The following is a 22,419-nucleotide window of genomic DNA, read 5'->3' as shown; positions in this document are numbered from 1 at the left end:
TCACTCCCTCCCCAGGTCGCGGTGGCGCACGGTGACGGGGATGCCGGTGCGGGCCTCGAGGCCCTTGGCGATGCGTTCGCTGATCGCCACCGACCGGTGCTTGCCGCCCGTGCAGCCGATGCCGATGAGCGCATAGCTGCGACCCTCGTGGAGGTAGCCCTGGGCGATCGTGTCGAGGGTTGCGGTGTAGCGGTCGATGAACTCCTCGGCGCCGTTCTGCCCGAGCACGAAGTCCGCGACATCGGAGTCGAGGCCGTTGTGTCCGCGCAGGTGGGGAATCCAGTACGGGTTGGGCAGGAACCGCACATCGGCGACGTTGTCGGCGTCCTTGGGCAGTCCGTACTTGAAGCCGAAGCTCATCACCGTCAGCCGCAGCGGGGGCGCGTCGTCGGCGCTGAAGCGTTTGCGCACCTCGGAGCCGAGCTGGTGGACGTTGAGATCGGAGGTGTCGATGATGATGTCGGCACGGTGTTTGAGGGATTCGAGAGCTTCGCGTTCGGCTTCGATCCCGTCGAGGAGTGTGCCCTCGCCCTGCAGGGGGTGCGGACGTCTGGTCGATTCGAAGCGGCGGACGAGGACCTCGTCGGCGGCGTCGAGGAAGAGGATGCGCAGGGACAGTCCCTGGTCGAGGAAGTCGGAGATCGTATCCTCGACCTCGGCGTACTTCGCCCGACCCTTCGAATCGGTGACGATCGCGATCTTCGGCACCGCGCCGTCGGCGCGGGCGACGAGTTCGACGAGCGGGCGCATCATCTGCGGCGGCAGGTTGTCCACGACATACCAGTCGAGGTCCTCGAGGACGTTGGCCACGGTCGTCCGGCCGGCACCGGACATGCCGGTGACGAGCACGACCTCGATGGGATGCTCGGCACCGTTCGCGTCGGCAGGTGTGCTCATGCGTCCTCCTCGGGTCGGTGGGGTGCGAGACTCGTCGAGCCGACTCGGGGTCGGCCGATCCGTCTCGACACCGGTCGATCTGATTCGACACTACTGTAGAGCACTCGCCTCCGTGCACACGGAGTCAGGTGGGACCCGTGCCCGGACCGCGCGTTGGGGTCAGCCCTCGCGGAGGGCGGCGGCGATCTTCTCCGCGAGCGCCGGGCCGATGCCCTTGACCGCGGTGATTTCCTCGATGCTCGCCGCCCGCGTCTTCTTCACCGACCCGAAGTGCCTGAGCAGCGCCGTGCGTTTGGACTCGCCGAGGCCGGGGATCGCATCGAGCACGGAGCTCGTCATCGCCTTCGCCCGCTTCGACCGGTGGTAGGTGATCGCGAACCGGTGGGCTTCGTCGCGCAGGCGCTGCATGAGGAAGAGCCCTTCGGAGTTGCGCGGCAGGATGACGGGGAACGGATCGTCGGGCACCCACACCTCCTCGAGGCGCTTGGCGAGCCCGACGACGGAGATGTCGACGATGCCGAGGTCCGACAATGCCCTCGTGGCGGCGGCCACCTGGGGTCCGGCACCGTCGACGACGAGGAGGCTCGGACGGTAGCCGAAGCGGTCGTCGGGTTCGTCGGAGGCCATCTGCTCGAGGTAGCGGCTGAAGCGGCGGGAGACGACGTCGTACATCGACGCCGTATCATCCGTGGCCGCCTCGCCGTGGATTGCGAAGTGCCGGTAGTCGCGCTTCTTCGCCAGTCCGTCTTCGAAGACGACGAGGCTCGCGACGACGTTCGAGCCCTGCGTGTGGGAGATGTCGATGCATTCGATGCGCAGGGGTGCTTCGGGCAGGCCGAGGTGGTCCTGGATCTCCTTGAGCGCCGTGCTGCGGGTGGTCAGGTCCGAGGAGCGCTTGAGCTTGTGCTGGACGAGGGCTTCCTTCGCGTTCTTCGCCACGGTCTCGAGCGCGGCCCGCTTCTCGCCGCGTTCGGGCACGCGCACGGTGACCTTCGAGCCCCGCTGCCGACTCAGCCAGCTCTCGAGGGAGTCGAGGTCGGAGGGCACGGTGTCGACGAGGATCTCCTTCGGGATCGCCTCGGCGTCGAGGCCCGTGTACGCCTGCCGGAGGTAGTCCGTGGTGAGTTCGGCCGGACCGTGGTCGTCGGAGCGTTCGATGATCCAGCCGCGCTGGCCGCGGATGCGTCCGCCGCGGACGTGGAAGACCTGGACGGAGGCTTCGAGCTCCTCGGTGACGAGGGCGAAGATGTCGCAGTCGGCGGAGATCGAGAGGACGACGGCGGACTTGTCGAGGACCTTCTGCAGGGCCGTGAGCTCGTCGCGCAGACGCGCCGCCTGCTCGTAGTCGAGTTCGGCCGCGGCCTCGGCCATCTCCTTCTTCCGTTCGCTGATGAAGCGGCCGGTGCTGCCGGACATGAAGTCGACGACGCCGCGGGCGAGCTCCCGGTGGTCCTCGATGCTGATGCTGCCCACGCACGGCGCGGAGCATTTGTCGATGTAGCCGAGCAGGCACGGGCGTCCGCTGCGTTCGGCCCGCCGGTACACGCCAGGGGTGCACGTGCGCATGGGAAACGCCTTGAGCAGGAGGTCGAGGGTCTCCCGGATCGCCCACACCTGGCCGAAGGGCCCGAAGTACCTCACTCCCTTACGGCGTTTGCCGCGGGTGATGAAGGCGCGCGGCACTTCGTCGTTCATCGTGATCGCGAGGTACGGGTAGGACTTGTCGTCGCGGAACATGACGTTGAACCGCGGGTTGTATTCGTTGATCCACGTCCACTCGAGCTGGAGCGCTTCGACCTCGGTGTCGACGACGGTCCATTCCACCGAGGCGGCGGTGTGGACCATCGTCGAGGTCCGCGGGTGGAGCCCGGCCGGGTTGGAGAAGTACGAGTTGAGCCGATTGCGGAGGTTCTTCGCCTTGCCGACGTAGATCACCCGCCGGTCGGGGTCGCGGAACTTGTACACCCCCGGGGAGGTGGGGATGCTGCCCGTGGCCGGACGATAGCTGCTCGGGTCAGCCATCGAGCATCTCTGCGAGGAAGCGCCCGGTGTGGCTCTTCGGGTTCTTCGCGACCTGTTCCGGGGTGCCCTCGGCGACGACCTGGCCGCCGCCGCGTCCGCCTTCGGGACCGAGGTCGATGACGTGGTCGGCGTTGGCGATGACGTCGAGGTTGTGCTCGATGACGATGACCGAGTTGCCCTTCTCGACGAGCCCCTGGAGGACGTGGAGGAGCTTCGAGATGTCCTCGAAGTGGAGTCCCGTCGTCGGTTCGTCGAGGACGTAGACGGTGCGGCCGCGGGAGCGCTTCTGCAGCTCCGCGGCGAGTTTGACGCGCTGCGCCTCACCGCCGGACAGGGTCGTCGCGGGCTGTCCGAGGCGGACGTAGCCGAGGCCGACGTCGACGAGCGTCGTCAGGTGCCGTGAGATCGCGGGGATCGCGGCGAAGAACTCCGCGGCCTCCTCGATGGGCATGTCGAGCACCTCGGCGATGGTCTTCCCCTTGAACGTCACCTCGAGGGTCTCCCTGTTGTACCGGGCTCCCCCGCAGACCTCGCAGGGGACGTAGACGTCGGGGAGGAAGTTCATCTCGATCTTGATCGTGCCGTCGCCGCTGCAGTTCTCGCAGCGCCCGCCCTTGACGTTGAAGGAGAAGCGGCCCGGCTGGTAGCCGCGGACCTTCGCCGACTCGGTCTCCGCGAACAGGCGGCGGATGTGGTCGAACACGCCGGTGTACGTCGCCGGGTTCGACCGCGGGGTGCGACCGATCGGGGACTGGTCGACGTGGACGACCTTGTCGAGGTTCTCCAGCCCGGTCACCCGCTTGTGCCGGCCCGGCACCCGGGAGGCCCCGTTGAGGACGTTCGCCATCTGCGTGTAGAGGATCTCGTTGACCAGCGTCGACTTGCCCGAACCCGAGACGCCCGTGACGGCGGTGAGGACGCCGAGGGGTACGGAGACGGTGATGTCGCGGAGGTTGTTCTCGCTCGCCTTCTCGACCGTGACCATCCGCTCGGGATCGATGGGCCGGCGGTGGCTGGGGATCGCGATCGCCTTGCGCCCGTCGAGGTACGCGCCGGTGATCGAACGGTCCGCGTCCTTGAGCCCGGGCACGGGACCGGAGTAGATGACCTCTCCCCCGTGTTCGCCGGCGCCGGGGCCGATGTCGACGATCCAGTCGGCGGCGGCGATCGTGTCCTCGTCGTGTTCGACGACGATGAGCGTGTTGCCGAGGTCGCGGAGTTTGATGAGCGTGTCGATGAGGCGCCGATTGTCGCGCTGGTGGAGGCCGATCGAGGGTTCGTCGAGGACGTAGAGGACGCCGACGAGCCCGGAGCCGATCTGCGTGGCCAGACGGATGCGCTGTGCCTCACCGCCGGACAGGGTGCCGGCGGCCCGGTTGAGGCTCAAGTATTCGAGTCCGACGTCGAGGAGGAAGCCGAGGCGGGCGTTGATCTCCTTCATCACCTGTGCGGCCACGGCGGCGTCGCGACCGGAGAGCTCGAGTGCGGAGAGGAAGTCGGCGGCCTCGTCGAGGGCGAGTTCGGCGACCTCGGCGATCGACCGGTCCCCGACCCTGACGGCCAGCGCTTCGGGTTTGAGACGGGTGCCGTGGCAGCTCGCGCACGGGATCTCGCGCATGTACGACTCGTAGCGCTCACGCGACCAGTCCGATTCGGTCTCGTCGTGTTTGCGCTGGATGTACTGGAAGACGCCTTCGAACCCCGTCGAGTACGTCCGCTCCCGCCCGAACCGGTTCTTGTACTTGACGTGGACCTCGTAGTCCTTGCCGGTCAGTATCGCGGTGCGCTGGGCGCTCGTGAGGTCCTTCCACGGCGTCTTGAGGGTGAAGCCGAGCTCGTTGCCGAGCCCGGTGAGCAGACGGTTGAAGTACTTCGTCACCTGTTTGCCGCCCGACCAGGGCGCGATCGCCCCCTCGCCGAGGCTGAGGTCCTCATCGGGGACGACGAGGCTCTCGTCGACCTGGAGGCGGGTGCCGATGCCGTCGCATGTCGGGCACGCGCCGAAGGGCGAGTTGAAGGAGAACGTGCGGGGTTCGATCTCGTCGATCGTCAGCGGGTGCTCGTTCGGGCACGACATGTGCTCGGAGAACGTCCGCGTCACCCCTTCGTCGACGAGGTCGACGTCGATGCGGCCGTCGGCGAGGCCGAGCGCCGTCTCGACCGAGTCGGTCAGACGCGGGCGCATGCCGTCCTTCGCGACGAGGCGGTCGACGACGACGGAGATCGTGTGCTTGTACTTCTTGTCCAGGGTCGGCGGATCGCTCAGGCTGATCTGCTCGCCGTCGACGATGGCGCGGGAGAAGCCCTTCGTCTGCAGGTCCGTGAAGAGGTCGACGAACTCGCCCTTGCGCAGCCGCACGACGGGGGCGAGGACGAGGAACTTCGTCCGCTCCGGCAGCTCGAGGAGCTGGTCGACGATCTGCTGCGGGGTCTGCTTCGTGATCACCTCGCCGCAGATCGGACAGTGCGGGACGCCGATGCGCGCCCACAGCAGGCGGAGGAAGTCGTAGATCTCGGTGATCGTGCCGACCGTCGACCGCGGGTTGCGGGAGGTCGACTTCTGGTCGATCGACACCGCCGGGGACAGTCCCTCGATGAAGTCGACGTCGGGTTTGTCCATCTGGCCGAGGAACATCCGCGCGTACGAGGACAGGGACTCGACGTAGCGGCGCTGCCCCTCGGCGAAGATCGTGTCGAAGGCCAGGGACGACTTGCCCGAGCCCGAGAGGCCGGTGAAGACGACCATCGAGTCCCGCGGCAGGGCGATCTCGACGTTCTTGAGGTTGTGCGCGCGGGCGCCTTTGACCCACAGCGTGTCGAGATGGGACACGCCGGAGGGCGTCTGAGCACTGGTCGCACTGTTCGTTCTCATCACCTGATCCACTGTATTACTCGGCCCTGACACGGGCGACTACTCCGCCCGCGCATGGGTGCTGTCGATCTCTCCGACCGCCGTGATCCGCACCACGATGTCACCGGTGTCGTCACTGGCCGCGACGTCCACCTCGGCGTCGATGGCCCAGTCGCGGTTGCCGTCTGGATCGGAGAGGATCTGCCGGACGGCCCAGACAGTCGAACCGGGAACGATGTCGATAAATTCCCGGCCGCGCGCGGCCTGGTCGATGAGGAGGTCGCCGTACTCGTCGTAGAAGTCCTCGATGGCCTCCTCCCAGGCCGCCTTGTCGAACCCGGACTCCGCGTCGAGGCGGCCGAGCTCGTCGTAGTCGCCGCGTTCGGCCAGCAGCACCCGGTGGAAGAGCGCATTGCGGATCTCGGCGGTGAAGAGCTTCGTGTTCTCCGAGAACCGACGCTCGAGGTCGGGCAGCTCCCCGAAGTCGGTGTCGGTGGGGCTCAGACCCTGCAGGGTGCGCCATTCGTCGATGAGCGAGGAGTCGGTGCGGGCCACCGTCTCCCCCAGCCATTCGATGATCTCCTGCAGCTCCTCACCGCGGCGGTCGGCGGGGACGTTGTGGGTGAGCGCCCGGTAGACGTCGGTGAGGTAGCGCAGCAGACTGCCTTCGGCACGGGCGAGCCCGTAGTAGCCGACGAACTGGGTGAAGCCCATCGCCTGCTCGATCATGTCCCGCACGATCGACTTCGGTTCGAAGTCACCGGCCCGCAGCCACGGATGGGCTGCGACGAAGTGCTCGAAGGCGGGGACGAGGATATCGGCCAGCGGCTTCGGGCCCTCGACCTCGTCGAGGATCGCCATCCTCTCCGGGTAGTCGAGTCCCTCCGCCTTGAGCTCGGCCAGGGTCTCCCGTTTGATCCGGTCGAGCTGGCCCTTGAGGATCGTGAACGGCACGGGGGTCGTCGCCTCGACGAGGGAGACGACGTCGAGCGCCCAGCTCGGCGACTCCGGGTCGAGGAGGTCGAGGCCGGCGAGGACGAACGGGGCCAGCGGCTGGTTGAGGGCGAACTGGGGGCCGAGGTCGGCGGTGGGCACGAGTTCGCCGCCGCGGGCTTCGATGAGGCCCGCATCGATGAGGGAGCGCCCGATGCGCAGGGCGGTGAGTTTGAGGTCGAGGTGGCGGTCGCGGCTCTCATGCGTCGCGTCGATGAAACGGGAGATCGTCGCGACGTCGGAGCCGGGCCGGGCGACGAGGTTGAGGATCGTCGAATGGTCGATGCGCATCCGGGAGCGCAGGGATTCGGGTTCGGACTCGATGAGCTTCGCGAAGGTCTCCTCCGACCAGCCGACGAAACCGGCGGGGGCGGCCTTCTTCTTGACCTTCTTGCGCTTCTTGTCGTCGTTGGCCGCCTTCGCCTCCGCGCGGAGGTTCTCGATGACGTGTTCGGGCGCCTGGGCGACGACGTAGCCGCGGGTGTCGAACCCGGCCCGGCCCGCCCGGCCGGCGAGCTGCTGGAACTCACGGACGCTGAGCCTGCGCATCTTGCGTCCGTCGAACTTCGTCAGGCCGGTGAGCAGGACGGTGCGGATGGGGACGTTGATGCCCACCCCGAGCGTGTCGGTGCCGGAGATGACGAGGAGGATGCCCTGCAGGGCGAGGCGTTCGACGAGGCGGCGGTACTTCGGGAGCATGCCCGCGTGGTGGACGCCGACGCCGTGGAGGAGAAGCCGGCGCAGGGTCTGACCGAAGCCCTTGGAGAACGTGAACCCCCTGATCGCCTCGGCGATGCGGGCCTTCTGATCCTTCGTGGCGAGGTCGACGGAGAGGAGGCCGGTGGCCAGATCGATGGCCCCGGACTGGGAGTAGGAGACGACGTAGACGGGGGCCTTGTCGTGGCGGATGAGGGCGCGCAGGGTGTCCGAGAGCGGCTCGGTCGAGTACTCGTAGTCGAGCGGCACGGGCCGGGACGCCGAGGTGACGACGGCGGAATCACGGCCCGTCGTGTCCTCCATGGTCCGACGGATCTCCGTCGTGTCGCCGAGGGTGGCCGACATGAGGACGAACTGCGTCTGCGGCATCTCGAGGAGGGGAACCTGCCACGCCCAGCCGCGGGTGGGGTCGGCGAAGTAGTGGAACTCGTCCATGACGACCATGCCGACGTCGAGGAGCCCGCCCTCGCGCAGGGCCTGGTTGGCGAGGATCTCCGCGGTCGCGCAGATGACGGGGGCGTCCCCGTTGACGGTCGTGTCACCGGTGATCATGCCGACGTTCTCTGCACCGAAGGCGTCGACGAGGGCGAAGAACTTCTCACTGACGAGCGCCTTGAGCGGGGCCGTGTAGTAGGCCCGGATGCCGCGGGTGAACGAGGCGTAGAGCGCGAAGAGGGCGACGAGCGACTTCCCCGAACCGGTCGGGGTCGCGACGATCGTGTTGTCCCCGGTGACGATTGCGAGCATCGCCTCCTCCTGCGCCGGGTAGGGTGTGATGCTGAGCGCACGGCAGTACTCGGCGAACGCTTCGACGATCGTGTCCTCGTCGGCGAACTCCGCCGGAATCTCCTGCAACCTCGTCACGATGATGCACAGACCTTTCGCTTTAGACTGATGTCCATCCTATTCAACGAACCCCAGGAGTGTGAGATGCCGGTATTCGCCGTCACCTATGTCTACGGCCCCGATACGGAGACCCGGATGGAGCACCGGCCCGCCCACCGGCAGTGGCAGGCCGAGCAGAACGCCGCGGGCGTCATCCTCGCTTCGGGTCCACTCGATGAGACACCGCAGCCCGGCGGCCTGCTCATCGTCTCCGCGGAGGACCCTGATGCCGTCGCGCAGCTGCTGACCGGGGATCCGTATCACCGGATCGGCGTCATCGAGGCGACGCACATCCGGGAGTGGACCCCGGTGTACGGGCCCTTCGCCCAGGGCTGAGCCGACTCCCCTCGACGACGTGGGGGGGAGGCTCGTTGAGCCGCCCGCGCACTGTCATGTCCGGATGCAGGGTGCCGATCAGCTCTCGGTGCCCTGGGAGGCCTCAGATTCCTGCGGGCCCTGATCGCGGAAGGACTTGCCGTCCCTCTTCATCTTGATCAGCGAGGCGATCGTCGCCACGGCCATGGCCACGACGATGAACGTCAACGACAGCCAGGTCGGCACCTCGGGCACGACCTTGCCCCACTGCAGCCACGAGACGTCCGTCTCGTGGAGGGCGGTGATGAAGAGCTTGACGCCGATGAACGCGAGGATCGCGGCGATGCCGTAGTGGAGGTAGACGAGTTTGTCGACGAGCCCGCCGAGGAGGAAGTAGAGCTGACGCAGACCCATGAGGGCGAACACGTTGGCGGTGAAGACGAGGAACGGCACCTGGGTGACGCCGAAGATCGCCGGGATCGAGTCGAGCGCGAACATCACGTCGGTCGAGCCGATGGCGAGGAAGACGATGAACATGGGCGTCCAGTACTTCGTGCCGTCGATGTCGACGCGCAGCTTGTTGCCGTGGTACTCGTCGATGATGTTCATCCGCTTGCGGAGGAAGCGGATGAGGAAGTTCTCGCCGTCGCCTTCGTCCTCGCTGCTGAAGGCCTGCCGGTAGGCGACGAAGAGGAGGAAGATGCCGAAGATGAAGAACACCTCGACGAAGGCGCTGATGATCGCCGCACCCGCGAGGATGAAGAGCCCGCGGAAGATGATGGCGATGATGATGCCCACCATGAGGACTTCCTGCTGGTACTTCCGGGGGACCTGGAAGCTGCCCATGATGATGATGAAGACGAAGAGGTTGTCGACGCTCAGAGAGTATTCGAGCAGCCAGCCGGTGAGGAACTCGCTGCCGTGCTGGGCGTCGCCGATCCAGAACAGAGAGGCGCCGAAGATGAGTGCGAGCGAGACGTAGAACACGACCCACAGGGTCGCCTCCCGCATCGAGGGAACGTGGGGGCGTTTGAAGACGAGGAGCACGTCGAAGATGAGGATCGCGACGATGATGATCCCCGAGGTGATCATGAACCACGGCGGAATGACGGCCCCGCTCGACGCTGCGGTGCTGCCGCCCGCGGCGAGGGTGGAGGACAGGATATCCATGGATGCCTTTCGTGATGACGGTGTGGTGTACCCGTGCCGAAAGTCTCTCCCACGCTGTGTCCGCTTGCTCAGCGGCGGCGTGCGCTCCGCGCCCGGACCCTGAAGGCGGGTCGTGGTGACGAGCGCGGATGGACGGGATACTCCCTTTCGCCAGCCACACCAGTATAGTCGCCTTGCCGTGTCCGCCGGTGCACTGCGGCGGACTCAGGCGTGGCCGACCTCCTTCATGGCCCGCAGCTCCTTCTTGAGGTCGGAGAGTTCGTCGCGCAGACGGGCCGCGAGTTCGAACTGGAGTTCCGCGGCCGCGGCATGCATCTGCGTGGTCAGCGACTCGATGAGCTCGGTGAGGTCGGCGGCCGGCGGGCGCAGAGAGGTGCCGCCGGAGGCGGCTTGGCGCTGTTCGTCGGTGAGAGTCGAGTTGTACCCGCGCTTGCCCTTGCCGTAGTCGAACTCCGTGAGCAGTTCGCGGGTGTCGGCGTCCTCGCGCTGGAGGCGTTCGGTGATGTCGGCGATCTTCTTCACCAGCGGCGCCGGGTCGATGCCGTTCTCTTCGTTGTACGCGATCTGGATCTCGCGCCGGCGGTTCGTCTCGTCGATCGCCTCCCGCATCGACCGGGTGATCGTGTCGGCGTACATGTGGACCTCACCGTGGACGTTGCGGGCCGCGCGACCGATCGTCTGGATGAGCGAGGTCGTCGACCGGAGGAAGCCCTCCTTGTCGGCGTCGAGGATCGCGACGAGGGAGACCTCCGGGAGGTCGAGCCCCTCACGGAGGAGGTTGATGCCGACGAGGACGTCGAACTCGCCGGCGCGCAGCTCGGTGAGGAGTTCGACGCGGCGCAGGGTGTCGACGTCGGAGTGGAGGTACTGGACGCGGACGTCGTGTTCGAGGAGGTAGTCGGTGAGATCCTCGGCCATCTTCTTCGTCAGCGTCGTCACGAGCACGCGTTCGTTGCGGTCCACGCGGGTGCGGATCTCGTCGAGGAGGTCGTCGATCTGACCCTTCGTCGGTTTGACGACGACCTCGGGGTCGACGAGGCCGGTCGGGCGGATGATCTGCTGGACGGTGCCCTCGGCCCGGTCGAGTTCGAAGTCGCCGGGGGTCGCCGAGAGGTACACGGTCTGCCCGACCCGCTCCCGGAACTCGTCGAACTTCAGGGGCCGGTTGTCCATCGCGCTCGGCAGCCGGAAGCCGTGTTCGACGAGGGTGCGTTTGCGGGACATGTCACCTTCGTACATGCCGCCGATCTGGGGCACCGTGACGTGCGACTCGTCGACGACGAGGAGGAAGTCCTCAGGGAAGTAGTCGAGCAGGCAGTTCGGCGCAGAGCCTGCCGGGCGACCGTCGATGTGACGGGAGTAGTTCTCGATGCCCGAGGTGAAGCCCATCGACTCCATCATCTCGAGGTCGTAGCTCGTGCGCATCTTCAGCCGCTGCGCTTCGAGGAGCTTGTTCTGGGCCTCGAACTCGCTGAGCCGGGACTGCAGTTCGTCCTCGATCTCGCTGATCGCCCGCCCCATGCGGTCCTCGCCGGCGACGTAGTGGGAGGCGGGGAAGACGTGGATGGTGTCCTCGTCGCGGATGATCTCCCCGGTCAGCGGGTGCAGGGTCTGGAGGGATTCGATCTCGTCGCCGAAGAACTCGATGCGCAGGGCGAGCTCCTCGTACTGCGGGATGATCTCCACGGTGTCCCCGCGCACGCGGAAGGTGCCACGCGTGAACGCCATGTCGTTGCGGGAGTACTGCATCGAGACGAATCGCTTGAGGAGTTCGTCGCGATCGCATTCCTGCCCTTTGTGCAGGGTGACCATGCGGTCGACGTACTCCTCCGGGGTGCCGAGGCCGTAGATGCACGAGACCGTCGAGACGACGACGACGTCGCGGCGGGTGAGCAGGGAGTTCGTCGCCGAATGCCGCAGCCGTTCGACCTCGTCGTTGATCGACGAGTCCTTCTCGATGAACGTGTCCGTCTGCGGGACGTACGCCTCGGGCTGGTAGTAGTCGTAGTAGGAGACGAAGTATTCGACGGCGTTGTTCGGCAGAAGCTGCCGGAACTCGTTGGCCAGCTGGGCGGCGAGGGTCTTGTTCGGCGCCATGATGAGGGTGGGCCGCTGGACCTGTTCGATGAGCCACGCGGTCGTCGCGGACTTGCCGGTGCCGGTCGCGCCGAGGAGGACGATGTCGCGCTCTCCGGATTCGAGTCGTTCGGAGATCTCCTCGATCGCGGTGGGCTGGTCGCCGGAGGGCGAGTATTCGGAGACGACCTCGAACGGGGCCACCGTGCGAGTGACGTCCGGGCGGTGCCCGATCGCGGGCAGGGGACGTGATGAGCTCATGGGACCAGACTAGACCTCGGCCCTGACACGGGACTCAGAGGACCGGGCTCACGTGCCGATCCGGACTTCGAGGTCGACGGGCAGACCGGGGTCGGCATTCGCATGTCTGGAGATCGCACCGGTATCGGCACCGACGTCGGCAGTGGACTCCGGACCCCCGTCGGGCCCGGTGGCTGCGGCCCCCTCGGCGACCGGCGGGAAGCCGAGCGCGCTCAATCGCGGTGAGAGCGTCTCAGCGGTGGAGGCGTCGGGAACCGAGATCTCGAGCCGGATCGGCCCGGTCGGCGAACCGTCCACCGAGGTGATCGGGAACTCCTCGCCGGTCCCGTGGCGCAGCTTCGCGATGAGCCGCTCGACATCCCCGTCACGGCGGCCGCCGAGGTGCGAGCCGGCGTCACCCGCCTCCGCTCGTGTCGCCTCCGCCTCGCGGCGTGCCGGCCGAGCGGCGGCGAGGTTGGCGGCGAACGGCGCCAGGCGGTCGGTCCACAGCCGGTCGACGAGCACCGCGGTCGCGTCCACGGTGCCCGTGTTGGCGACGATGACGTCGCACGCGGCCCGTCGCTGTGCGTCGTCGGCCTGCCGGGCGATGCGGGTCTCGGCGTCGGTCCGGTCCATGCCGCGGGTCGCGACGAGACGCTCGAGCCGCACCTCGGCGGGCACGTCGACGAGGAGGCTGAGATGGTAGCCGACCTCCATATGGTTCTCGACGAGGAGGGGGACGTCGTGGACGACCACCTCGGCGGTGGAGGCAGCGAAGCGCTCGGCGGTCCGGTCCCGGATGACAGGATGCATGAGGGCGCCGAGGCGAGACGTGGATTCGGGGTCGGCGAAGGCGACGGCCGCGAGGGCGGCCCGGTCGAGTCCCCCGTCGGCGGCGATGATGTCATCTCCGAACGCCTCGGCGAGGACGTCGAGCATCGGCTCCCCGGGGGCCACGACCTCGCGGGCGATCGCATCCGCGTCGATGATCTCCGCTCCCCGGTCGGCGAGCAGGCCTGCCACCGTCGATTTGCCCGCTCCGATTCCCCCGGTCAGTCCGATCCTCAGCATGGGGCCAGCTTAGTCACCGACCGGCACGCAGCGAGCGGTCGGCTCACTGGGCGAGGCCGAACACGACGACGCCGTCGCCGGAGAACACCGGCGGGCCGACCGCCTCGGTGAGGAGCCCTTCGAGCTGACCGTCTCCTCCGGTGGCCAAGGGCGATTCGGGGGCGATGACGATGAAGTCGACGCCGTCGGCACGCAGGGACTCGATGCCGGAGACCACGGCGGGGTCGTCGGCCGACGGCAGGGGTGCGCCGTTGAAGACGCTGCCGCGCAGCGCCGTGTCGAGGCCGTCCTCGGGGGCCGCGTAGGTCACGGGCGAGCCGGGGGCCGAACCGATGAAGTAGCCGCCGGTCTCCTGGTACCGGAATCCGCTCACCGCCTGCCACACCATCGCTTCGTCCGCGTGCGGTTCGGCCCAGGCCAGCGGGCGCGGGAGGGTCTTGACGACGGAGCCCTCCGGGATCACCTCGGCGACCGTCGAGCGGTAGAACTCGGGGACGTAGACCTCACGGGTCGGCTGGACGCCGGGGAGGACGACGACCGCCGAGACGCCGAGGAGGCAGAGCAGGGCGATGCCGCGCGGAGTCCGTCGCCTCTCGAGCGCCCATTGGAGTCCGCAGCCGAGGATAGCGAACAGGGCGATCGTCGAATGGAGGACGAGGCGCATGGGCAGGACGTTGTTGAGCACGGGGATCGCTTCGACGAGTGCGAAGGGACCGGTGGGCAGCAGGATCGACCCGCCCAGCAGCACGGGCGAACCGAGCGAGAGGAGGAAGACGAGGGTGCCGGTCACGGCGGCCACGCGCACGGGGATCCGCCACTGCGTCGTCCGGCCGAGGGTGAGGACGATGAGCAGCGCCGCGAGGAGGGCGGGGATGCCGACGTAGGCGCCGATCTCGGCGGTGTCGATGTCCATGACCCGGCGCAGCGGGGATTCGCCGGTGCCGAGCAGGGTCGGTCCGGCGGGGATGACGAGGTCGAGGATGTCGGTGTTCCACACCCCGTGCGGGCGGATGGCGCCTGCCGGCGCGTTGGGTCCGGTCATCGTGATGAGCAGCGGCAGGGCGCACAGGAGGGCGATCCCGGCGCCGAGGAGGCCGCCGGCTCCCAGCCGCAGCCAGCCGGCCCGTGAGAGCAGCCTGCGGCCGCAGAGGACGAGGCCGACCATGAAGCAGAGGTAGGCGATGAACGTGCCGGCGAGCACCTCGGTGGAGACGTAGAACTGGAAGGCGAGGACGAGACCGAGGGCGAGGCTGAGCAGCCAGAAACGGCGGCCGCGGGGACGGCCCGAGCGCGGACCCGCCAGGAGCGCGAGGACGAGGGCTGCGACGAGCGGCGGGGTGATCGCGAACGCGAGGTTGGGGTGGCCGGAGAGCTGGGCGACCGTGTAGCTGGAGAACCCGACGCCGGCGGCCGCGGTGAAGGCGGGCGCCCGGCGGAGGAAGCGGGTGAAGAGCACCGCGGTGGCCAGCGAGGTGAGGACGGGGATGGCGAGGATGAGGACGTTGTAGGAGATCACCGGTCCCGCCACCCAGGTGAGCGGGGCCAGGAGGATCGCGATGCCGGTCAGGGAGGTGTTCCAGGCGCCGTTGACTCCCCCGCCGAGGGCGTTCATCGCTTCGGTGTAGAGGAACCCCTCGTTCGCCGCGACCCCGTCGCCGAATCCGAGGTGGCCGGCGAGCACCTCGGCGCCGTGGCCGAGCCACCAGATGAAGAGCGAGGAGTCGTCGTTGCCGGCGTAGACCTGGCCGCCCGGATCGGCGGCGACGCCCCCGAAGACGCTGACGCTGGCGAGGGTGAGCAGGAGGGCGTACCACGCCCACGGTCGGATGCGCGCATATGCAAAGGGCTCCCGGTCGGTCGACCGGGAGCCCTTCACAGCGCTGATGTCAGCTGCCTGCAAGCTTCTCACGCAGAGCTGCGAGTGCTTCGTCGCTGGCGAGCGTGCCCTCGTCGCCCGACTCCTCGGAGGAGAAGGACCCGGTGGCGGGAGCGGCGTCGGAGCCGGTGTCCGCGGCGCCGGCTTCTGCGTCGGCAGCGATGGCCTTCGCGACCTGCTTCTTGTGCTCTTCCCAACGCGTCTGGGCGGCGGCGTACTGCTGCTCCCAGACCTCGCGCTGCGCCTCGAAGCCTTCGATCCACTCGTTGGTCTCGGGGTCGAAGCCTTCGGGGTACTTGTAGTTGCCGTCCTCGTCGTACTCCTGCGGCATGCCGTAGAGAGCCGGGTCGAGGAACTCCTCGGCCTCGGGGTCGACGCCTTCGTTCGCCTGCTTGAGCGAGAGCGAGATGCGGCGGCGTTCGAGGTCGATGTCGATGACCTTGACGTAGATGGTCTCGTCGACGGAGACGACCTGCTCGGGCAGGTCGACGTGGCGCACGGCGAGCTCGGAGATGTGGACGAGGCCCTCGATGCCGTCCTCGACGCGGACGAACGCGCCGAACGGAACGAGCTTGGTGACCTTGCCGGGCACGATCTGGCCGATCACGTGGGTGCGCGCGAAGTGCTGCCACGGATCTTCCTGCGTCGCCTTGAGCGAGAGCGAGACGCGCTCACGGTCCATGTCGACGTCGAGGACCTCGACGGTGACCTCGTCACCGACGGTGACGACCTCACCCGGGTGATCGATGTGCTTCCAGGACAGCTCCGAGACGTGCACGAGTCCGTCGACACCACCGAGGTCGACGAAGGCACCGAAGTTGACGATCGAGGACACGACGCCGGGACGGACCTGGCCCTTCTGCAGGGTCTGCAGGAAGTCGTGGCGGACCTCGGACTGGGTCTGCTCGAGCCAGGCGCGGCGCGAGAGGACGACGTTGTTGCGGTTCTTGTCGAGTTCGATGATCTTCGCCTCGACCTGCTGCCCGATGTAGGGGGCGAGGTCGCGGACGCGACGCATCTCGACGAGCGAGGCGGGGAGGAAGCCGCGCAGGCCGATGTCGACGATCAGGCCGCCCTTGACGACCTCGATGACGGTGCCGGTGACGACGCCGTCCTCTTCCTTGATCTTCTCGATGTCGCCCCAGGCGCGCTCGTACTGCGCACGCTTCTTCGACAGCATGAGGCGGCCCTCTTTGTCCTCCTTCTGGAGAACGAGTGCCTCGATGGGGTCCCCGACCTCGACGACTTCGCCGGGATCGACATCGTGCTTGATGGAGAGTTCACGCGAAAGGACGACGCCTTCCGTCTTGTATCCGATGTCGACGAGGACCTCGTCGCGATCGACCTTGACGACGGTGCCTTCGACGATGTCGCCATCGTTGAAGTACTTGATCGTCTCGTCGACGGCGGCGAGGAAGTCCTCAGCGGTTCCGATGTCATTGACAGCGACCTGCTTCGGCTGCACCGATTCCGGCGTGGTGGTGGTCATATAGGTAGGGACTCCGATGGAATTGTGTCCCGGATCCGATACCCTTGGGGTGCTTGCACAGCCTGTGGGAGTCGCATCCGGTCTCGATTACGATTATGGACTCGTATGCATACGCACATACGGTTGTCAATACTAGCATCATTCAGGGCGTGAATGCACCCTCGGGATCCGAGGAGATCTGCCCCTCGATTCGCGGAGGACTCATGAGCGACGGAAGCTATTCGACCGAGGTCATCAGCGGGGGGTATCTGCCCATCGACGAAGAGGCGTCGGTGCGGGCCAACCGCAGCTATTGGGACAACTCCGCCGAGGAGTACCTCGCCGAGCACGGCAGCTTCCTCGGCGCCTCCGACTTCATGTGGTGTCCCGAGGGGATCCACGAATCCGACGTCCACCTCCTCGGCGACGTCGCCCGCCGCCAGATCCTCGAGGTCGGGTGCGGGGCCGGGCAGTGTTCACGGTGGCTGGCCGAGGAGGGGGCGATCGCCACGGGCGTCGACCTGTCCGCAGGCATGCTCGAGCAGGCGTCCCGGCTGCAGCGGGAGAATCCGCTGTCCGCCGAGGCGACTCCCCCGACCTTCGTCCGCGCCGACGCCCGGTCCCTGCCGTTCGCCTCGAACAGCTTCGACATCGCGTTCTCCGCGTACGGTGCGCTGCCGTTCGTCAAGGACGCCGAGGTGGTGCTCGCCGAGGTGGCCCGCGTCGTCCGTCCAGGCGGGAAGTGGGTGTTCTCCACGACGCATCCGATGCGCTGGATGTTCCCCGACGTGCCCGGCGAATCGGGTCTGACGGTCGAGTACTCGTACTTCGACCGTACCCCGTACGTCGAGATCGGTGCCGACGGCCAGCCCGTCTACGCCGAGCACCACCGGACGATGGGCGACTGGGTGAGCCTGCTCGTGGCTGCAGGTTTCCGCATCGATTCGGTCACCGAGCCCGAGTGGCCGGAGTCGAACCAGACGGCGTGGGGCGGCTGGTCTCCCCTGCGCGGCGCGCTCATGCCCGGCACCGTCATCTTCTCGACCACCCTCCCCGACGCCTGAGCCGCGCGGCCTGTGGCGTGCGGCAATCGACGCGCGCGGACAGGTGACGCGCAGGGTCAGGTGACGCGCAGGGGGCCGGCCACCTCGGCGACGTCACCCTCGTTCAAGCCGGAGCGCACATTTCGACGCGTCGAGCGCAAGCCCCGTCTCGTTCAAGCCGGCCAGCACTTTTTGAACGTTCCTCGCTTCGATAAGTGGCGGCCGGCTTGAGCGAGCGCGCGAAACCAACGACCGTTCAGCCCGGGGTTCTCCCTAATTCTCAGGATGCCCAACACCAGCGGGTATTCCCCGGCGAACCGCGTCATCGGACTCTGCGGAACCTCTCCTCAGCTCGGCGACGACAGACGCTGCCACGTCCGTTGCCATGTCCAGCACGCGCCTGCAGCTCTCCAGATGCCAGACACGGAGTCGGTCGTTGAGATTCCCTGCCAGAAGCGGGCCGGCGACGAACAAGCCCGGGGCAGCGCGAAATCCTTCGTCGACGACGAAACCGTGATGTGACGATGCGACCGTGACGATGTCTCTCTGCTGCAGCCTGCGCAGCAACGGGTCACTCGTGTTCGCGAGGCTTTCGAAGCCGCTGCAGTTGACGATGAGTCCGAAAGTCTTCTCCAGCTCCCACGTCTCCGCGTTGTCGTCGTCCGTGACAGTGACGATCCAACCATTCTGTGTCGCAGAGGAATGGACGAACCTGCCGGTGACGACTTCGATGCGATGACGCGCAAGGAGATCGGCGGCCACTCGTTGGTAGTCCCCTCCCGTGGGCCGGGAGAACCTGTTGATGAGGTTGCCGTGAACGTGGACGAAAATCAGTTGTTCGCTCAGCGACAGGCGATCGATCGCGGAATCGACGAGTCGTTTGAGCTCGGGCACGGTGTCCTGCTCGGAGTAGCCCGCTCCGATCGCTTCAATCACATCGGCTTCGACTCCGGCGTAGATGCCAGCCGATGTCAGCGCCTCATCTGTCGTCGTTGCAAGGTAGCGTGCGAGCCGGCGGGAGCGGTATTCTCCCGTGCGGTCCGGTCGAACGCTCCAGGTGTTCGGCGTGCCATGTGGGGCAAGCACAATGACCCGGCGGTCCCACGGTGAGGCGAAGTTCCACCGGTGAACGGCGTGCAGCAGCTCCAGAGCATCAGCGTTCGCTCCGACGATGAGAACATCGCGACTGGCTTCCGGCGGTAAGGACACCATGTGCGAACGGAAGCTGTCGAGCAGTTCGTCCAGGTCGCCCGCGTGAGTGTCTTCGATCAGCAGACCTACGCCCCCTTCGCTGAATTCGTGGGCAAGGGCGCGCTTCGGTGGACTGCCGAGAGCAAGGACGACAACTCGAGACGTGATGACGAATTCTTCGTCCGACGTGCGGACAGTGACCGAGGACATTCCCTCGCGGCGATACAGATCGCATGCTTCACCCTGGATCTCCACCACCTCGACGTCCGAAGCCTCCGAGATCGCCGCGCGCACTCGAGCGTCGAAGAAGATCCCGAACAGGCGTCTGGGCACGAACAGGCTCTCCCAATCACCTCGTCGAATCTCCGACGCGTGCTCATCGACCCAGGCCTGTGAGATGCGGAGTCGCCCTGCAAGGATGTCGTCCGTGCGCTCGGACAACCACGTGACGAACTCTGATAGCAGGTCCGCAGGCAGGAAGTCGCGCAGAGGCGTGACGATGAGAGACGAACTGCCGCTGCGGGTGCTGCCGTACGGAACGCCCCCGTAGTGATCGCCACTGCGCTCGACGACTGCTACGCGCAGGACAGACGCCTGGGGGCGGGCAGCCTGGTGCTCGGAGAGGAGCTCAAGCAGAGTCGACGAGCCGGCGATTCCGGCGCCGATGATGACGACATCGAAAGCGGTGTGGGAGTGAGCGGTCACGAGCGGTCCTTGTGGTGCTTGAGGTCCTTGCGGTCTCCGATATTCGGAGCCGCACAGAGGGGATACCTGCGAGGGATGCTACTCCTGTCGGACCGGCAGTGGAATGCCGCACGCACAGCCTTCGAAGTTTCTCCGGGGGATCGCAGGAGCTCAACTTTGCCCGTCAATCTCATCAACGGCCCCCGGCTTGTTCGAGCGCGCACCGCGAACCGCCCTCAGTGCGCGGCGGCGTGCCAGGAGATGCCGGTGCCGACGTTGACGTCGAGGGGAACGTCGAGTTCGAAAGCCGAACCCATCTCCTCGGTGACGATCGCCTTGACCTCGTCCGCCTCCTCGGGGTGGAGGTCGACGATGATCTCGTCGTGGACCTGCAGCAGCATCCGGGAGCGGAAGCCCTCAAGGCGGTCGGCGACCTTGAGCATCGCGATCTTCATGATGTCGGCGGCCGAGCCCTGGATCGGGGCGTTGAGCGCGGCCCGCTCGGCCATCTCCCGCAGCTGCCGCCGGTCGCTGTGCAGCGCCGGCAGATACCGGCGACGACCCATGATCGTCTCCGTGTACCCCTTCTCCCTCGCCTGGTCGACGATGTCGTCGAGGTAGTCCTTGACCGCGCCGAAGCGCTCGAAGTACTGGTCCATGAGGTCGCGGGCCTCGTCGACGCCGATCGCGAGCTGCCGGGAGAGCCCATACGCGGAGAGGCCGTAGACGAGCCCGTACGACATCGCCTTGACCTTCGAGCGCATGCCCGCGTCGACCTCGTCGATGCCGACCCCGAAGACCTTCGACCCGACGTACGAGTGGAGGTCCTCGCCGTCCTTGAACGCCTGGATGAGCGCGGCATCGCCGGAGAGGTGCGCCATGATCCGCATCTCGATCTGCGAATAGTCGGCGGTGAGGAGCAGTCCGCCTTCGACCTGCGGGTCGGCGACGAAGATCTCCCGGATCCGCCGGCCCGACTCGGTGCGCACGGGGATGTTCTGCAGGTTCGGGTCGAGTGAGGACAGCCGCCCGGTGGCCGCGACCGTCTGCTGGTACGTCGTGTGGATGCGGCCGTCCTCGGCCACCGTCTTGCCGAGGCCGACGACGGTCTGCTTGAGCTTCGTCGCATCCCGGTGGGCGAGAAGATGCTGGAGGAACGGATGCTCGGTCTTGACGTAGAGCTCGGCCAGCGCCTCGGCGTCGGTGGTGTACCCGGTCTTCGTCCGCTTCGTCTTCGGCATGTCGAGTTCGTCGAAGAGCACCGTCTGCAGCTGCTTCGGGGATCCGAGGTTGACCTCGTGCCCGATCGCCTCGTACGCGAGTTCGGCACTCGCCTCTGCCTGCTTCGTGAAGTCCTCGACGAGCTGGGCGAGCCCGTCCTCGTCGATCGCGATGCCGGCGATCTCCATCGCCGCGAGCACGGGCACGAGCGGCAGTTCGATGTCGCGGTAGACCTGGGTCATGTCCGCCTCGTCGATGGCGGTGGCGAGGACCTCGTGGACTTCGAGGAGGGCGGCCGCGTTCGCCCCATGGGTGCGCGCGGTCGCCTCGGTGTCGAGGTCGAGCGCGAGCTGACCGTCCTTCGCTTCCCCGGCTTCGAGTTCGATGCCGGCGCGCTCGACGGCGATGTCGCGCAGTTCGTAGCTGCGCTGATCGGGCACGAGCAGGTAGGCGGCCAGGGCGGTGTCCCCGGCGACGTCGGTGAGATCGATCCCCACCGACCGCAGCGCTTTGAGCTGGAGCTTCGAGGAGTGGAAGATGAGCGCGGAGCTGCGCAGAGCCTCACCGAGGGCGGCGAGTTCGTCCTCGCTCGCCTCGTGGAGGTCGACGACCGAGGCGGTGCCCGGCTGGGCGGAGACGGCGAGGAAGCGGATGTCGCCGTGACCGAGTTCGTACGTGCCGTCGGAGTCGAGGGCGAGGACGTCCGCCTCGGCGATGGAGTCGATGAGGGTGGGCACGTCGACGGTGACGATCTCGATGTCACGGGCCGGTGCCGAGGCGGTCGCCTCCGCGGTCCCGGCGTCACCGAAGGCGGCCGCCCACCGTTTGCCGAGGGCCTGGAACTCGAGCTGGTCGAAGAGGCTCGCCAGCTCCGCGGGATCGCCCTGCCCCCACCGGAGGTCGGAGTAGTTCAGGCCGAGGTCGACATCGTCGATGAGCCGGTTGAGCCGGTAGTTGCGTTCGACGTCGCCGAGGTGGTCGCGCAGCTTCTCCCCGACCTTCCCGCCGATCTCGTCGGCATGGGCGAGGACGCCGGGCAGGTCGCCGTGGGCGTTGAGCCACTTCGCGGCGGTCTTGTCCCCCACTCCGGGCACACCGGGAAGGTTGTCGGCCTTCTCCCCCACGAGGGCGGCGAGCCCGCGATAGTTGGCGGGAGTGACCGCGTACTTCTCCTCGATCGCGGCCGGCGTCATCCGCACGAGGTCGCTCACGCCGCGCTTCGGGTAGAGGACCGTCACGGCGTCGGTGGCGAGCTGGAACGAGTCCTTGTCCCCGGTCATCACCTCGACGTCCGCACCGGCCTCGCGTCCGAGGCGGGCCATCGTCGCCAGCGCATCGTCGGCCTCATAGCCCTCCTTCGTCACGACCCGGATGCCCATCGCGGTGACGACGTCCTTGATGAGGTCGATCTGCGGGTGGAACTCGGGCGGAGTCTTCGCCCGTCCCGCCTTGTACTCGGGGTACTCCTCGAGGCGGAAGGTCTCCCGGCCCAGGTCGAAGGCGACGGCGACGTGGCTCGGCGACTCGTCGCGGAGGACGTTGATGAGCATCGAGACGAAGCCGAAGATCGCGTTCGTCGTCTGACCGGTGCTCGTCGCGAAGTTCTCCGCCGGCAGGGCGTGGAAGGCCCGGTAGGCAAGGGAGTGACCGTCGATGAGCAGGAGGGATTCGTTAGCGTGACTCACATGCAATAGCCTAG

Annotated in this window: 13 protein-coding genes; 2 read left to right on the top strand and 11 right to left on the bottom strand. The window is 67.2% G+C overall.

Annotated elements, in window-relative coordinates:
• The 4 genes from rapZ to AAHA49_RS04310 all read right to left on the bottom strand — a co-directional run bounded on the left by rapZ (position 1) and on the right by AAHA49_RS04310 (position 8,344).
• Positions 1-897, bottom strand: a complete 897-nt coding sequence (rapZ, locus tag AAHA49_RS04325; protein ID WP_342037329.1) for an RNase adapter RapZ — start codon at positions 895-897, stop codon at positions 1-3.
• Positions 898-1,056: 159 nt separating this feature from the next.
• On the bottom strand, positions 1,057-2,919 hold the full coding sequence (gene uvrC, locus AAHA49_RS04320; protein ID WP_342037328.1) for an excinuclease ABC subunit UvrC: 1,863 nt from the start codon (positions 2,917-2,919) through the stop codon (positions 1,057-1,059).
• On the bottom strand, positions 2,912-5,791 hold the full coding sequence (gene uvrA, locus AAHA49_RS04315) for an excinuclease ABC subunit UvrA (RefSeq protein WP_342037327.1): 2,880 nt from the start codon (positions 5,789-5,791) through the stop codon (positions 2,912-2,914). Before uvrA ends, uvrC begins: the two co-directional genes overlap by 8 nt.
• A gap of 39 nt (positions 5,792-5,830) precedes the next feature.
• The gene (locus AAHA49_RS04310; RefSeq protein ID WP_342037326.1) at positions 5,831-8,344 is read right to left on the bottom strand and encodes a DEAD/DEAH box helicase; all 2,514 of its coding nucleotides are present in this window, start codon (positions 8,342-8,344) and stop codon (positions 5,831-5,833) included.
• 66 nt (positions 8,345-8,410) lie between these two features.
• On the opposite strand from AAHA49_RS04310, the gene AAHA49_RS04305 reads away from it, so the two are divergent.
• Positions 8,411-8,701 (top strand): YciI family protein, encoded by a 291-nt coding sequence (locus AAHA49_RS04305; RefSeq protein ID WP_342037325.1) that lies wholly within the window; start codon positions 8,411-8,413, stop codon positions 8,699-8,701.
• A gap of 78 nt (positions 8,702-8,779) precedes the next feature.
• Here the strand turns inward: AAHA49_RS04305 and AAHA49_RS04300 are convergent, their stop codons facing one another.
• From AAHA49_RS04300 to rpsA, 5 genes are all read right to left on the bottom strand, one after another.
• Positions 8,780-9,850, bottom strand: a complete 1,071-nt coding sequence (locus tag AAHA49_RS04300; protein ID WP_342037324.1) for a TerC family protein — start codon at positions 9,848-9,850, stop codon at positions 8,780-8,782.
• A gap of 204 nt (positions 9,851-10,054) precedes the next feature.
• Entirely contained in the window at positions 10,055-12,187 is a 2,133-nt protein-coding gene (uvrB, locus tag AAHA49_RS04295) for an excinuclease ABC subunit UvrB (protein WP_342037323.1), read from the bottom strand.
• Between the two features lie 48 nt (positions 12,188-12,235).
• Positions 12,236-13,237 (bottom strand): dephospho-CoA kinase, encoded by a 1,002-nt coding sequence (coaE, locus tag AAHA49_RS04290; protein ID WP_342037322.1) that lies wholly within the window; start codon positions 13,235-13,237, stop codon positions 12,236-12,238.
• A gap of 43 nt (positions 13,238-13,280) precedes the next feature.
• Positions 13,281-15,146 (bottom strand): hypothetical protein, encoded by a 1,866-nt coding sequence (locus AAHA49_RS04285; protein WP_342037321.1) that lies wholly within the window; start codon positions 15,144-15,146, stop codon positions 13,281-13,283.
• Positions 15,124-16,602: a 30S ribosomal protein S1 gene (gene rpsA, locus AAHA49_RS04280; RefSeq protein WP_339392697.1), complete on the bottom strand. Its 1,479-nt coding sequence runs from the start codon at positions 16,600-16,602 to the stop codon at positions 15,124-15,126. The genes AAHA49_RS04285 and rpsA overlap by 23 nt, the downstream gene beginning before the upstream one ends.
• Before the next feature lie 203 nt (positions 16,603-16,805).
• On the opposite strand from rpsA, the gene AAHA49_RS04275 reads away from it, so the two are divergent.
• The gene (locus tag AAHA49_RS04275) at positions 16,806-17,645 is read left to right on the top strand and encodes a class I SAM-dependent methyltransferase (protein WP_339392698.1); all 840 of its coding nucleotides are present in this window, start codon (positions 16,806-16,808) and stop codon (positions 17,643-17,645) included.
• A 252-nt stretch (positions 17,646-17,897) separates the two neighbouring features.
• Here AAHA49_RS04275 and AAHA49_RS04270 read toward each other — a convergent pair whose 3' ends face one another.
• Together AAHA49_RS04270 and polA are read right to left on the bottom strand one after the other, a co-directional pair.
• Positions 17,898-19,520 carry an FAD/NAD(P)-binding protein gene (locus tag AAHA49_RS04270; RefSeq protein WP_342037320.1) on the bottom strand — a complete coding sequence of 541 codons (1,623 nt, stop codon included), beginning with the start codon at positions 19,518-19,520 and terminating at the stop codon, positions 17,898-17,900.
• Between the two features lie 215 nt (positions 19,521-19,735).
• Positions 19,736-22,405 carry a DNA polymerase I gene (polA, locus tag AAHA49_RS04265; protein WP_342037319.1) on the bottom strand — a complete coding sequence of 890 codons (2,670 nt, stop codon included), beginning with the start codon at positions 22,403-22,405 and terminating at the stop codon, positions 19,736-19,738.
• Between the last annotated feature and the right edge of the window lie 14 nt (positions 22,406-22,419).

It is taken from the genome of Brevibacterium ammoniilyticum, from assembly GCF_038429965.1.
GTDB classification, from domain to species: Bacteria; Actinomycetota; Actinomycetes; order Actinomycetales; family Brevibacteriaceae; genus Brevibacterium; species Brevibacterium ammoniilyticum.
This window is presented reverse-complemented; position numbering and strand designations above follow the sequence as displayed.